The organism is Curvibacter sp. APW13 (genome assembly GCF_032337135.1).
Lineage (GTDB): Bacteria > Pseudomonadota > Gammaproteobacteria > Burkholderiales > Burkholderiaceae_C > Allorhodoferax.
This window is the reverse complement of the sequence record NZ_JAVXZZ010000003.1, coordinates 376,135-388,943: the sequence shown is the minus strand read 5'-3', so window position 1 is coordinate 388,943 and position 12,809 is coordinate 376,135. Positions and strand designations below refer to the sequence as shown.

Annotated in this window: 10 protein-coding genes; 3 read left to right on the top strand and 7 right to left on the bottom strand. The window is 61.7% G+C overall.

Annotated features, from left to right (window positions below; all coding sequences use genetic code 11):
* Positions 1 to 8: 8 nt before the first annotated feature.
* The 4 genes from pstA to RQP54_RS15130 form a co-directional block, all read right to left on the bottom strand.
* Positions 9 to 842, bottom strand: a complete 834-nt coding sequence (gene pstA / locus RQP54_RS15145) for a phosphate ABC transporter permease PstA (RefSeq protein WP_315679357.1) — start codon at positions 840 to 842, stop codon at positions 9 to 11.
* 20 nt (positions 843 to 862) lie between these two features.
* Positions 863 to 1,828 carry a phosphate ABC transporter permease subunit PstC gene (gene pstC / locus RQP54_RS15140; protein WP_315679217.1) on the bottom strand — a complete coding sequence of 322 codons (966 nt, stop codon included), beginning with the start codon at positions 1,826 to 1,828 and terminating at the stop codon, positions 863 to 865.
* Positions 1,829 to 1,930: 102 nt separating this feature from the next.
* Positions 1,931 to 2,968 (bottom strand): phosphate ABC transporter substrate-binding protein PstS, encoded by a 1,038-nt coding sequence (pstS, locus tag RQP54_RS15135; RefSeq protein WP_315679216.1) that lies wholly within the window; start codon positions 2,966 to 2,968, stop codon positions 1,931 to 1,933.
* 132 nt (positions 2,969 to 3,100) lie between these two features.
* A complete protein-coding gene (locus RQP54_RS15130; RefSeq protein WP_315679215.1) occupies positions 3,101 to 4,705 on the bottom strand; it encodes a methyl-accepting chemotaxis protein in 1,605 nt (534 codons plus the stop codon).
* 240 nt (positions 4,706 to 4,945) lie between these two features.
* On the opposite strand from RQP54_RS15130, the gene RQP54_RS15125 reads away from it, so the two are divergent.
* Together RQP54_RS15125 and RQP54_RS15120 are read left to right on the top strand one after the other, a co-directional pair.
* Positions 4,946 to 6,088 (top strand): ABC transporter substrate-binding protein, encoded by a 1,143-nt coding sequence (locus RQP54_RS15125; RefSeq protein ID WP_315679214.1) that lies wholly within the window; start codon positions 4,946 to 4,948, stop codon positions 6,086 to 6,088.
* A gap of 89 nt (positions 6,089 to 6,177) precedes the next feature.
* Positions 6,178 to 7,680, top strand: coding sequence for a Ppx/GppA phosphatase family protein (locus RQP54_RS15120; RefSeq protein ID WP_315679213.1), 1,503 nt, complete (start codon positions 6,178 to 6,180; stop codon positions 7,678 to 7,680).
* A 28-nt stretch (positions 7,681 to 7,708) separates the two neighbouring features.
* On the opposite strand, the gene RQP54_RS15115 is transcribed toward RQP54_RS15120, so the two are convergent.
* The gene (locus RQP54_RS15115; protein ID WP_409997582.1) at positions 7,709 to 9,499 is read right to left on the bottom strand and encodes an EAL domain-containing protein; all 1,791 of its coding nucleotides are present in this window, start codon (positions 9,497 to 9,499) and stop codon (positions 7,709 to 7,711) included.
* Positions 9,500 to 9,724: 225 nt separating this feature from the next.
* Here RQP54_RS15115 and RQP54_RS15110 point away from each other — a divergent pair, with 225 nt between their 5' ends.
* Positions 9,725 to 10,162, top strand: coding sequence for a hypothetical protein (locus tag RQP54_RS15110; protein WP_315679209.1), 438 nt, complete (start codon positions 9,725 to 9,727; stop codon positions 10,160 to 10,162).
* A 38-nt stretch (positions 10,163 to 10,200) separates the two neighbouring features.
* On the opposite strand, the gene sixA is transcribed toward RQP54_RS15110, so the two are convergent.
* Positions 10,201 to 10,662 carry a phosphohistidine phosphatase SixA gene (sixA, locus tag RQP54_RS15105; RefSeq protein ID WP_315679208.1) on the bottom strand — a complete coding sequence of 154 codons (462 nt, stop codon included), beginning with the start codon at positions 10,660 to 10,662 and terminating at the stop codon, positions 10,201 to 10,203.
* Between the two features lie 18 nt (positions 10,663 to 10,680).
* Positions 10,681 to 12,768 (bottom strand): polyphosphate kinase 1, encoded by a 2,088-nt coding sequence (gene ppk1, locus RQP54_RS15100; RefSeq protein ID WP_315679207.1) that lies wholly within the window; start codon positions 12,766 to 12,768, stop codon positions 10,681 to 10,683.
* Between the last annotated feature and the right edge of the window lie 41 nt (positions 12,769 to 12,809).

Sequence of the window (12,809 nt, the reverse complement as noted above, 5' to 3'; positions counted from 1 at the left end):
CCGGCGCTTCAGTGTTTCTGGCGCGTCATGACCCGCGCAATGATGTTGAGTGCCAGTACCGCCAGGGTGATCAGGAACACACCTGCCCAAGCCAGCTTCTGCCAGTTTTCATACGGGCTCATGGCGAACTTGAAGATCGTCACCGGCAGGCTCGCCATCGGCTCCGACAGCGAGCTGGTCCAGAACTGGTTGCTCAGTGCGGTGAACAGCAGCGGGGCCGTTTCGCCCGCAATGCGTGCCACCGCCAGCAGCACTCCGGTGATGACACCGGCACGTGCGGCCTTGAGCGTGATCATGGTGACCACTTTCCACTTTGGCGTGCCCAATGCATAGGCAGCTTCCCGCAGCCCGGCGGGTACCAGCAGCAGCATGTTCTCGGTGGTGCGGATCACCACGGGAATGACGATCAGCGCCAAGGCCAGGATGCCGGCATAGCCCGAAAAGGTCTTGAAGCGTGCCACGACCACCGAATAGATGAACAGGCCCACCACAATGGACGGCGCGGACAGCAGGATGTCGTTCACGAAGCGGGTAGCATGTGCCAGCCAGCTCTTGCCGTCGAACTCCGCCAGGTAGATGCCGGCCAGAATGCCGATGGGCGTACCCACAAAGGTCGCCAGTGTCACCATGAGGAAGGACCCATACATGGCATTGGCCAATCCACCCTCCTCATTCGGCGGCGGCGTCATCTGGGTGATGGCGGCCCAATTCAGACCGTCCAGGCCTAGGCGCAGCGTTTCCCACAGGATCCAGCCGAGCCAGAACAGGCCAAATGACATGGCCGCCATGGCCATCGAGGTGGCGATCAGGTTGATGCGCTTGCGCTTGTTGTAGCGGCGCATGCGCGAAGCTTCGGTGCGGCTCACGACTTGGCTCCTTCGTTCTTGCGCAGGCTGGCCAACAGCCATTTGGACAAGGCCAATATGACAAAGGTGATGGCAAACATGACCAGGCCCAGGTACATGAGCGCAGCCTGGTGCAGTCCCTCGCCGGCCTCGGCAAACTCATTGGCCAGCGCCGAGGTGATGCTGTTGGCGGCCTGGAAGACGCTGAGCGAGTCGAGTTGGTTGAAATTGCCGATCACGAAAGTCACCGCCATGGTTTCGCCAATGGCGCGTCCCAAGCCCAGCATGATGCCGCCGATGACGCCTGCCTTGGTGTATGGCAGAACAACCTTGGTGACAACCTCCCAGGTGGTCGAACCCAATCCGTAGGCCGACTCCTTGAGCATGGGCGGCGTGACTTCGAACACGTCGCGCATCACCGAGGCGATGAAGGGAATGATCATGATGGCCAGGATGACCCCAGCCGAAAAAATGCCGATGCCCACGGGGGGACCGGAAAACAAAGCCCCCAGGTAGGGCACGCCAGCCGTCATGGCCTGCAGGGGTTGTTGGACATAGGTGGCAAGCACTGGGCCAAACACCAGCAGGCCCCACATGCCATACACGATGGAGGGAATGGCTGCCAGCAACTCAATGGCGGTGCCCAGCGGGCGTTTGAGCCAGGACGGGGACAACTCGGTCAGGAATAGCGCAATGCCGAAGCTGACCGGCACCGCGATCAGCAGGGCGATGAACGAGCTGGCCAAGGTGCCGTAGATCATCACCAGGCCACCGAAATCTTCCTGCACCGGGTCCCAGGTCGTGCGTGTCAGGAAGGACAGGCCATACTTGCTGATCGCCGGCCAGGCGCTGATCGTCAACGAGGCGATGATGGCAATCAGCAGCGCCAAAGTAGCCAAGGCAGCGCCCTTGGCCAGCACGCCAAAAAGGCGATCGGCCCAAGGTTCACTACGGGTGCTCGTCGGTGGAGTGGGTTCAGTCATGGCAATTGGATCCCGAACGCGCCCCACCGGTTGTAGGGACGCTTCGTGCGCAAGTGTAGAGGACATGAAGCGTCTTTGTTTCTGGCGCTAAGTCAGAACCGATTACTTGTAAGCCACCGGCTTACCGCTGCCGTCCTTGATCTGCGCCCAGGACTTCTCGATCGCAGCCACCACGCTGGCCGGCAGAGGCACGTATTCCAGCGCAGTGGCCGATTCATTACCGTTCTTGTAAGCCCAGTCAAAGAACTTCAGCACCTGGGTGGCATTGGCGGGCTTGTCCTGCGTGGTGTGCATCAGGATGAAGGTCGCACCGGTCAGGGGCCAGGACTCCTTGCCGGGCTGGTTGGTCAGGATCTGGTAGAAGGACTTGTTCCAGTCGGCACCGGCAGCCGCGGACTTGAAGGTCAGGTCGTCAGGCGCCACGAAATTGCCTGCGGCGTTCTGCATCAAGGCATAGTTCATCTTGTTCTGCTTGACGTAGGCGTATTCGACATAGCCAATCGAGTTGGGCAGACGGTTCACGAAGGCAGCCACGCCTTCGTTGCCCTTGCCGCCGGCACCCACAGGCCAGTTCACGGCGGTACCCTCACCCACGGATGCCTTCCACTCGGCATTGACCTTACTCAGGTAGTTGGTGAAGATGAAGGAAGTACCCGAACCGTCGGCGCGGCGCACCTGGGCGATCTGGGCATCCGGCAAAGGCAGCGAGGGGTTGAGCGCCTTCAGGGCCGGGTCATTCCACTTGCTGATCTTGCCCAGGAAGATGTCGCCGAGCACCTGGCCATTGAGCTTGAGCTGCCCGGGCTCGATACCCTTGATGTTAATCACCGGCACCACACCACCGATGACGGTGGGGAACTGCATCTGGCCCTTTTGCTTGAGCACGTCGTCGGTCAGCGGCATATCGGAAGCACCGAAATCCACGGTCTTGGAGTCAATCTGCTTGATGCCACCGCCCGAACCGATGGACTGGTAGTTCACCTTGACGCCGGTTGCCTTGTTGTAGTCCGACGCCCATTTGGCATAGATCGGAGCCGGGAAGGTGGCGCCTGCACCGGTAACTTCCTGCGCCTGCACCGAAGTGCCCCAGGCGAAAGCGGAGGTAGCCAGAACGGCGAGTACTGCGTAACGGTTGCTCATAGAAACCCTTTGTGTTGGATGAAAAAGGAATGGAAATGAATGTAAGAAACTAATGTGACAGCAATGTGACAAATCCGTTGAAACCCCGACCAAACCAGGGGATACCGGAGATGCTACTTTTTTTATAGTGCTCTACGCATATTGCAAAAGGGCTGTATCCCGATTTGCCTGAAATTCCGAATCCTTGCGAACGCGGAACACCGCCACGGCACGGTCCAGCCCGGAGGCCTCCTCGGCCAATGAACGGGCGCCTGCGGCACTTTCCTGCACCATGGCGGCGTTTTGCTGGGTCGAGGCATCGATGCCCTGCATGGCCAGACTGATAAGGCGCAGACCTTCATTCTGATCATTCGCAGCGATGCGGATCGCCTCGATGACGCGGGCCACCTCACCCACGTTGTGGACGATGTCGCGCATGGTCTCCCCTGCGGTTTCCACCTGCGTCGTACCTTCCTGCACGCGCTCCACACTGGCGCCAATGATGGCCTTGATTTCCCGCGCCGCCTCGGCACTGCGACCGGCCAGCGCCCGCACCTCGCTGGCCACGACCGCAAAACCACGCCCTTGCTCGCCCGCACGGGCGGCCTCCACCGCGGCGTTGAGCGCCAGGATATTGGTCTGGAACGCAATCCCGTCAATGACCCCGATGATGTCGGCAATGCGCTGCGACGCTGCCTGGATATCGCGCATGGTCTGCACCACCTGCCCCACCACTTCGCCGCCACGCTGCGCCACGGCTGTTGCGCCCCCGGCCGTTTCCGCCGCTGCATGGGCAGAGTGCGCAGTCTGCTGCACGGCTTCGGACAACTGGGCGATCGCTGCCGAGGTCTTCTGCAGCGACATCGCCGCCTGCTCCGTGCGCTCCGACAGGTCATGGTTGGCGTTGGCGATTTCGGCTGTGTTCATGCCCACCACCCGCACACCGCTGTGCACCTGCTCCACCAGGGCGCACAGGCGCTGTTGCATCACGGCCAGGTCGCGCCGCACTTCGGCTATTTCGCAGTGTCCGTGTTCCTGCAACTCCAGCGTGAGGTCGCCCACACCCCAGGCCCGGGTTACCACCTGCAGCTCCCGTATGGGGGACAGGATCGAACGGACGATCGACAGCACCAGCACCGCGGAAACCAGGGCAACCACCAGCGTGGCTCCCAGCATCCACCATGGCGCCTGTTCTCCGACCTGGGACAGGGTGTGGTGGCGCTCCTGCGCCCGCTTCGAAAACCGGCCCGACAGGGTTTGCAGCGATGCATCGATCTGTTCCAGGTGGCGCGCCAAAGGCTGCATGGCACGGTTGGCCGCCCAGGGGTCATTGAGCTCACCGATCTCCATTTTCTTGAGCAACGCTTTGAACCCTGCAGCATAGGCCTGCAGGGCAGACGCAAGCATGGCGAACTCGGCACTGTCTGCCTCCCCGGCCAAGGCCTGGGCCTGGGCGATACCTGCCTGGGTGGTGCCCAATTCCTGGCTCCACAGCTGGGTGAAGCGCGTCGTATCAGCTTCGTCCCCCATGTGCAGGAATACATCCTTCTCGGCGCGGCGCACCGCGCCCAGACCAGTGCGCACCTCACCGAGCACCTGTACCGCCCTGAACTCGGTATCAATGAATCGGCTGGACAAGTCAGCACCCGAGGCGATGGCATAGGCAGCGAGCCCGCCCACCAGCGCCAGGGTGGACACCGAAAACCCCAGCACCAGTAGCAGGCGGGAACGAATCTTGAGTTGGGACAGCAATTGCATGGGAACCTCCGTGCCCCCACTGTGCGAATCTTTTGTTTCAGCACTGTGACACCCGCCCTTCGTCGCGTCCCTGCCTGATGCATCCACGGTTTCATTCGGTTGTCACACTGCCGTCACACGCCGCCACTAAGCTGCCCAGCGTTTTGTTGGAAATTTCAGCCCAAGCCCACGTGGAATATGCGTACACAGCTACAAAAACAGAAGCAACTCGCGATCGACACAGCGATCACCCTCCCCGCCATGACACGCCGCTCCCTGCTGCGGCACAGCGGCATGGCAACCACCGCACTGGCGCTGGGTGTCGGCAGCCTCCCGGCACGGGCCCAGGGCAGCAAGTCGGCCATTGGGAGCCGCGTACTGACCCTGGCCCAGATCGCTGACATGTCGGCAGCACAGATTGACGTCTCGAAAGACTTCCTGACCGGCGCCCGCGCGGCCTGGGCAGACATCAATGCCAAAGGTGGCGTGCGCGGTCTCCCAGTGCAGCACCTGGTGCTGGAAACCGACGGAAGCCGGGCTGGCCTGGGCCGGGCACTGGACAGCCTTCGGACCATGCCGCATTGCGCCGCGGTGTTCGGCACCGTCGGTCACCTGGCCGCCGAACAGACGTCCGAGTTGCTGCACAAGGAGTTCGGCGACCTGGCCCATATCGCCCCGTGGCTGCGGTCCACAGACGCCGATGTACCGGACAGCAGCTTTCCGATCTTCGCCGGGCGCCGGGAACAGATTCAGCACGCCCTCAAGTCGCTCTCCAACATGGGCCTGGACCGCGTCGGCATCGTGTTTGGCACGGCCGCCGACCGTGACAGCAGCCTGCCTGAACTGGAGCGCATGGGGCGCAGCATGGGCCTGCAGCAGGTGGTCTATCCCTACCAAGGCGATCTGCAGCGCCTGGGGCAGTCACTGGACACCAACAGCCCACGGGTGCTGCTGTTCATCGGTGGCACACCCGAACTGATGGCGCTGTCCCAGGGCATTGGCAAGCAGGCGCAGCAGCGCTACGTCGTCGCACTGGCCGACGTCAACGTCCAGACGCTGCAGCAAAGCGGCCTGTCGCGCCACGTCGCCGTCATTGCGACCCAGGTGGTACCGCTGGTGAATGCCCAGGCAGCGGTGGTGCGCCAGTACCGCGAGACCCTGGCGCGCCTGTACGACGAGCCGCCCAGCCCCCAGAGCCTGGCAGGCTTTGTGGCCGCGCGCTATACCTATGAGGTCCTGCGCACCATTGACGGTCCGATCCACCGCGGCTCGGTACTGGCAGCGCTGCAGCAGCGCAAGGCCATCGACCTCGGAGGCTTCCAGGTCAGCGCCGCCGCGCCGCGGCGCAGTGGCAGCTACGTGACACAAAGCATGCTGGCAAGCGACGGAAGGTTCATCGGCTGATGCGCCCCTGCGTTCGAGGACTGCCCCAAGGCCCTGCCAAGGCCGGTGATATGCTTGTGCGCACTGTCAACTTCGCCCAGCCCTTACCCATGCAACCCCTCCAACGACTGGCCGCCGTCGACCTGGGCTCCAACAGTTTCCGACTCGAAATCGGCGTGATCGAGCATGGTGTATTCCGGCGCACCGAGTACCTGAAGGAAACCGTCCGGCAGGGGGGTGGCCTGGACGAGAACCGCAACCTGACGCCCGCGGCCATGCAGAAGGGCTGGGAGTGCCTGGCACGGTTCGGCGAACGCCTGGCCGGCTTCGACGCCGACGAGGTGCGCGCCGTGGCGACGCAGACCTTGCGCGAAGCCCGCAACCGCGATGAATTTCTCGATCGCGCCAACACCTTGCTGGGCTTTCCCATCAACGTGATCTCGGGCCGGGAAGAAGCACGGCTGATCTACCAGGGCGTGGCCCACATGCTCGACAGCACGACCGAACGGCGGCTGGTCATGGACATCGGGGGACGGTCTACCGAACTCATCCTGGGCGAAGGCCACACCCCCAAGACCATGGAGTCGTTCCGCGTGGGCAGCATCGCCTGGTCTACCCGCTTCTTCCCTGAAGGCCAGTTCACCCAACGCGCCTTCGAGGTGGCCGAAATCGCCGCCAAAGCCGTGTTGGACGAGGCACTGGACCTGTACCAACCGGACCGCTGGGACGTGGCCTACGGGTCCGCCGGCACCGTGAATGCCATCACCGAAGTGCTGGAAGGCGCTGGCTGGGAGAAAGGCAGCATCACCCGCGCCGGGCTGGACTGGCTGGTGGAAAAGCTCATCGCAGCACAAAGCGCCGACAAGCTGCGCCTGCCGGGTTTGCGCGATGACCGGCGCCCGATCATCGGCGGGGGCGTGAGCGTCATTCGCGCGGTGTTCGACCTGCTGGGCATAGAGACCATGCATATCGCGCCGGGCGGACTGCGCCATGGACTGCTGTGTGACATGCTCGGTCCGCATACCGGCCTCGAAGATCTGCAGACCCGATCCATCAACCGGCTGGCCATGAAGTTCAACGTGGACCTGGCGCATGGAGAGCGCGTCGGAAGAGTCGCCAGGACGTTGCTGAGCCAGCTCTTCACGTCGCAATCCGAACCGGAGCGGCAACGCCTGCTGCAGAAGCTGGAGTGGGCGGGCCAACTGCATGAGGTGGGCGTGCACATCTCCCACAGCGACAGCCACAAGCATGGTGCCTACATTCTGGACAATGCCGACGCCATGGGATTCTCCCTTTCGGAAATGCACCGCCTGAGCCTGCTGGTGCTGGGGCATCGTGGCAAGCTGCGCAAGCTGGAATCGGCCATGAGCGACCCGGGCCTCGTGATGCAGATGCTGGCACTGCGCATCGCGGTCATCCTGTGCCACGCACGGCGCGATCCGGATCTGGACGGATTCAGGCTGACCTGGAAGAAGGAATCACAGAAGGTGACCGTAAGTGTGCGCAACCGCTGGTCTGACCTGTATCCCCAAAGCGCGCACCTGCTGCGCGAGGAAGCCCTGGCCTGGGCCCAGATCACCGACGGGCTGCGCCTGGACACCGGATCGATCTGAGCCCCGAACCAGGGCCAAACGCGCTGGATCAAGCGGCGAGCGTCTGCCGCCCGAACGGCCAGTGATTGCCCTGCCCCAACTCTGCAGGTAGCGGATCCTTGGGCTGCACCCAAATGCCGAGGTTCTCCGTCTTGGCCCGGTTCTTGGCCACGGCAGCAGCATTGGCGACATCTTCCGCACGCTGGTATTTGCCGGACTCCACGCGGATGACGCCCATGGAGACCGTGGTACAGGGAAAGAACCGCCGCACGCCAAACCGGTCCTCGGCATGAATGCCGCCCTGCTGGCGGGCCTGCGGTTCGAACAACTCGCGGGCGGCCGCATTGAACCGCTCGACGATCCTGCTACAGCGTTCATGCCAATCCGGGCTCTGGAACAGCAGTACAAAGTCGTCGCCGCCAATGTGCCCGAGAAAGTCCTTGCGGCGGTCACAGTGTTCCTGCGCCACGCGTGCCATCAGCCGGATCATTTCATCGCCGCGCCAGTAGCCGTAGTAGTCATTGAACGGTTTGAACTGGTTCAGGTCTGCATAGCAGGCGACAAAGCCACCACCACGCCGCAGCAAACGCTGCAGATGCTGGCTGGTGGGCACGTTGCCTGGCAGGAAGGTGAGCGGATTGGCATGGCGGGCCGCCTCGATGCGCGACTCCGTGACGGAGCGGACCAACTGTTCTCCAGTGCCCAGCCCCACATAGCGGCCGTTCTCGGTGACGATGAAACCATCATTCAGGTAGCGCTGATCATCGGAGGTCAGGATACCCACCAGTTCATCGATGCGGTGGCTTCTTTCCACGATGCGCGGCTGGAAATTGATGTGGGTGGTGCACGGCTTGCGGCCGGCGACCTCGCGGTAGTACAGCTTGGCGTACTCGTTCATGAACGATACGCGGTTGATCAGCCCCACCGGCCTACCCTCGCTGACAACTGCCAGGGCGTGCACATGCGGTGACTGCGCAAACAGCTTGGCGACTTCATCGTTGGTGGTGCTCAACGCCAATACCGGCGCGTCGACAATGCTGATCCTGCGCAGCGTTCCGCGGGCATTGGCGCTGCCACGTACCGGCAAGACAGCGAGCCGGTTGTCCTGCAGCACCTCCCGCGTCCCTTCGTTGACCTCGCGCAGAGGCTCCGCCTGGGGCCGCCCAAGGAAATAGCCTTGCCCCAATTGGACTCCGAGGTCGCGCAGCACGCGCAGGTCATCGCCGGTCTCGATGCCCTCGGCCACCAGCAGCGAATCGAAGGTTTCGGCGAGCTGCTGGATCGCCTGGATGGTCTTGAGCTTGTCGGCATGGACACTGATGTCACGCGTGAAGTACTTGTCGATTTTCACAACTTCAGGCTTGATCTGCGACCACAGGCGCAGGCTGGAGCGGCCATCGCCGAAGTCGTCCAACGCGATTCCAACGCCCGTGGAATGCACCTGCTGGACTACGGTCGCAAAGCCGTCCATGTCTTGCACGCGTTCATGCTCGGTGATCTCCAGAATCAAATTTCGTGGAAGCACTTTGCAAGCCTGGAGAAACTCTTTAAGCGTTTGTGGGTCGCGCGAACGCATGAGGTGCATCAGAGCGGATGCGCTCAAATTCACAAATATCCGCCCGGTTTGTCCCAGCGAATGCCAGCCTTTCAGTGCCAGCCGCACGCACGCTACCTCAAACTCAAAGAGACATCCCTCCATGGCCGCGCCTTGAAGCAAGGCCTCTGGGCTTTGAAAGCTGGACCCGTGTGGCCCGCGTACCAATGCCTCATGAGCATGCACCTCAGCCTCCGTCAGGGAAACGATGGGCTGATAGACAATGCGTAACGCGCCAGATTGCACGATCGAGCGCACCGATTCAAACTCTTGGCGAAGGACTCCCCCCGCTTGCGACTCTGCCACGGCATTCATAGGGCACCTCCCAGAGGGACGACTTTAGCCAGCGTTTGTGACACTTCCGTGAAGTGGTGTGGAGTGCGAAACCTAGGTAAAGATAGAAACTGGTTTGCAGAGGCAGTCGCACGGGAATAAACTATATAAACCGTATACATTGTTTCATGAGGATCTATGTCAACACCCGATCACGCAACATCCGCTACCACCGAAAGCACCACTGGCAATACGACGCATGCGGCCACCAAATCAGTGCCTTCCAAACAAGCGGCGAAGAAGGCAAGCGTCGCCAAGGTCTCAACCAAGCCGGCGACAAAAATTGCCACTAAGACAGTTGCAAAGCCCGTTGCGAAAGTGCCCGTTCCAAAACCTGAAAAGGTAAAGAAGGTCAAATTGGTCCGCGACAGCCTGTCGCTACCCAAGGACGAGTACGAAGTGATTGCAGTACTGAAGTTGCGTGCGGGAAAACTGGGGCACTCAGCCAAGAAGACTGAAATCATCCGCGCTGGTATCAAGGCGGTTGCTGCTTTGACCGATCAGGCGCTGTTAAAGGCACTTCAAGCTGTGCCCAGCATCAAAACCGGGCGCCCTGCAAAAACCAAGGGGAAGTAACGTTACTGTCCAGCTACGTTGCACTCAGCGTAGATCGATCAAAGAAGGTCGGGCGTTTGTACGCTAAGCAGCACTGCTTGCCCGCCTTCTTCACGCTCCCGGAACCGCAACCACCAAGCGGCGCCCTTACGCAAGGCACACTCTCCGCTACCTATTCCAAGAAGGCCGGCAACGACATGTCCCAACGTTGGCTGGTGCCCAACAATCAAAACACACCCCTTGGCTGTCGGCCAGCCCACCAGGTCCAGCAGGTCTTTCGCAGTGGCCAGTGGCGCAAGCGCACTGCTGGTCTTGAATTTGCGCCCCAGCGCCTTGGCCGTTTGCTGGGCACGCACTGCCGGACTGGACCAAATACGGGTTCCCTCAGGCAACTGCCGATCTAACCAGGCGGCCATGCGCGTAGCCTGCTTTTCGCCTTTGTGGGTAAGGTATCGTTCCATGTCGTCACCCACCAGTTCCAGGTCCACGGCCTCGGCGTGGCGCCACAAGATCAGGTCCATTGCTGCTCCATCAAGCGCTCATCGAATGCCGTAGCGATCAGCCAAGGCTGCCTGGACGCTGTGCGGCAAGGTTTCGGGAAGCCCCTTTTGCAACTGGTAGCTCCCATCGGGCTGCAGTTGCCAGGCGTCGACACCGTCGTGCAGGTAGGCGACCAGGCACTCTTCGATGATGCGCTGGCGCAGTTCTGGGTTGCGCACGGGCCAAGCCACCTCCACACGGCGCACCATGTTGCGGTTCATCCAGTCCGCACTGGAGAGGAACAACTCATCCTTGGTGCCACGCCGGAAGTAGTACACGCGCGAGTGTTCCAGGAACCGGCCGATGATGGAGCGCACCCGGATGTTGTCGGTCTGCCCCTTCACACCGGCCGGCAATTGACAGGCACCGCGAACGATCAGATCGATCTGGACACCCTTCTGCCCCGCCGCTATCAGGCTACGGATGATGGCTTCGTCGGTCAGCGAATTCATCTTGGCCACGATGCGCGTGCTTTCGCCACGGGCTGCTGCCTTGCCCAGTGCATCGATGCGGTCGATGAACGCCTGCTGCATGTGGAACGGTGCCACCAGCAGCGACTTCATGGGCAGCAAGCGGCTTTGACCCGTCAAATGGACAAATACCTGCTCGATGTCCGCAGTCAGGTCGGGATCGGCACTGAAAAAGCTCAGGTCGGTGTAGAGACGCGCCGTACGGGGGTTGTAGTTGCCAGTGGAGAGATGCGCATAGCGGCGCAGCTGGCGCCCCTCACGTCGTGTCACCAGCAAGAGCTTGGCATGGGTCTTGAGTCCGACCACGCCATACACCACTTGCGCTCCCATGGATTCCAGGGATTCGGCCCAGTTGATGTTGGCTTCCTCATCGAAGCGCGCTTTCAACTCCACCACCACCATGACTTCCTTGCCCCGACGCACTGCTTCGCGCAGCAGGTCGAGCATCTCGGAGTCGGCCCCGGTGCGGTAGATGGTCTGGCGGATGGAGAGTACCTGCGGATCCCGGACCGCCTGGCGCAGGAACTCCAGCACCCCATCGAAGCTCTCGAAAGGCTGGTGCAGCACCATGTCACCTAGCTTGAGTTGCTCGAACAGCGGCTCGCTGGAGCGCATCTGCGGGGGTACGCTCGGTGTATAGGCCGTAAAGCACAGGTCAGGCCGCTGGGCGAGGTCGATCAGTTGCGTCAAACGCACCAGGTTCACCGGTCCAGGCACGCGAAACAGTGACTCGTCCGGCAACGCGAACTGCTGCAACAGAAAGCGTGACAGGTATTCCGAGCAGCCCGAGGACACCTCCAGGCGCACCGCCTCACCATAGTGGCGTTGCACCAAACCCTGCCGCAAGGCCATGCGCAGGTTCTTCACGTCCTCTTCATCGACCGCGAGGTCCGAATGGCGCGTCACGCGGAACTGCGAGAACTGGGTGACCGACCGTCCCGGGAACAGTTCATTCAGGTGGGCACGCATGACACTGGACAGCGATACATAGCAACTGCCCTTGGGGCACAGCTTGTCCGGCAAGCGGATCAGTCGCGGCAGCACGCGCGGGATCTTGACGATGGAAATCTCGTTGTCACGACCGAACGCATCCTTGCCGCCCAGGCGCACGATGAAATTGAGCGACTTGTTGGCTACCTGCGGAAACGGATGGGCCGGGTCGAGCAATACCGGAACGAGCAGCGGCTTGACTTCGCGCTCGAAATACTGGTGCACCCACTTGCGCTGCTCGGCGTTGCGCTCACCGTGGGACACCAACCGCAACCCGGCACGCTCCAGCGCAGGCATCAAGGTCTGGTTGTACAGGGTGTACTGGTCCTCGACCAGGGCATGCAGCGACTGCATGAGCGCTCGGTAGCTCTGTGGCGAGTACACCGCCTCGGTGCGCCCACTCTGGAATGCGGCCAGGTGCGGCTCGGCACGCACCTCGAAGAATTCGTCAAGGTTGGATGAAACGATGCACAGGAAACGCAGGCGCTCCAGCAGTGGCACATCGCCGGACTGGGCCCAGTGCAATACCCGCCGATTGAAGGCAACAAGACTATGGTCGCGGTCCAGCAGTTCCAGGGAAGCGGACGTGGGCGCGGGCACCTTCTTTTGGCGAAACACAGACAGCATGTCGTTCCGGGGCAAATCAGAAAGATCCATTATTCGACAGT

Bases quoted from the DNA above. Each gene is read 5' to 3' on its own strand.
- pstS (WP_315679216.1), bottom strand. From the start codon at position 2,968: ATGAGCAACCGTTACGCAGTACTCGCCGTTCTGGCTACCTCCGCTTTC.
- RQP54_RS15125 (WP_315679214.1), top strand. From the start codon at position 4,946: ATGACACGCCGCTCCCTGCTGCGGCACAGCGGCATGGCAACCACCGCA.
- RQP54_RS15130 (WP_315679215.1), bottom strand. From the start codon at position 4,705: ATGCAATTGCTGTCCCAACTCAAGATTCGTTCCCGCCTGCTACTGGTG.
- RQP54_RS15110 (WP_315679209.1), top strand. From the start codon at position 9,725: ATGTCAACACCCGATCACGCAACATCCGCTACCACCGAAAGCACCACT.
- pstC (WP_315679217.1), bottom strand. From the start codon at position 1,828: ATGACTGAACCCACTCCACCGACGAGCACCCGTAGTGAACCTTGGGCC.
- pstA (WP_315679357.1), bottom strand. From the start codon at position 842: ATGCGCCGCTACAACAAGCGCAAGCGCATCAACCTGATCGCCACCTCG.
- ppk1 (WP_315679207.1), bottom strand. From the start codon at position 12,768: ATGCTGTCTGTGTTTCGCCAAAAGAAGGTGCCCGCGCCCACGTCCGCT.
- sixA (WP_315679208.1), bottom strand. From the start codon at position 10,662: ATGGACCTGATCTTGTGGCGCCACGCCGAGGCCGTGGACCTGGAACTG.
- RQP54_RS15120 (WP_315679213.1), top strand. From the start codon at position 6,178: ATGCAACCCCTCCAACGACTGGCCGCCGTCGACCTGGGCTCCAACAGT.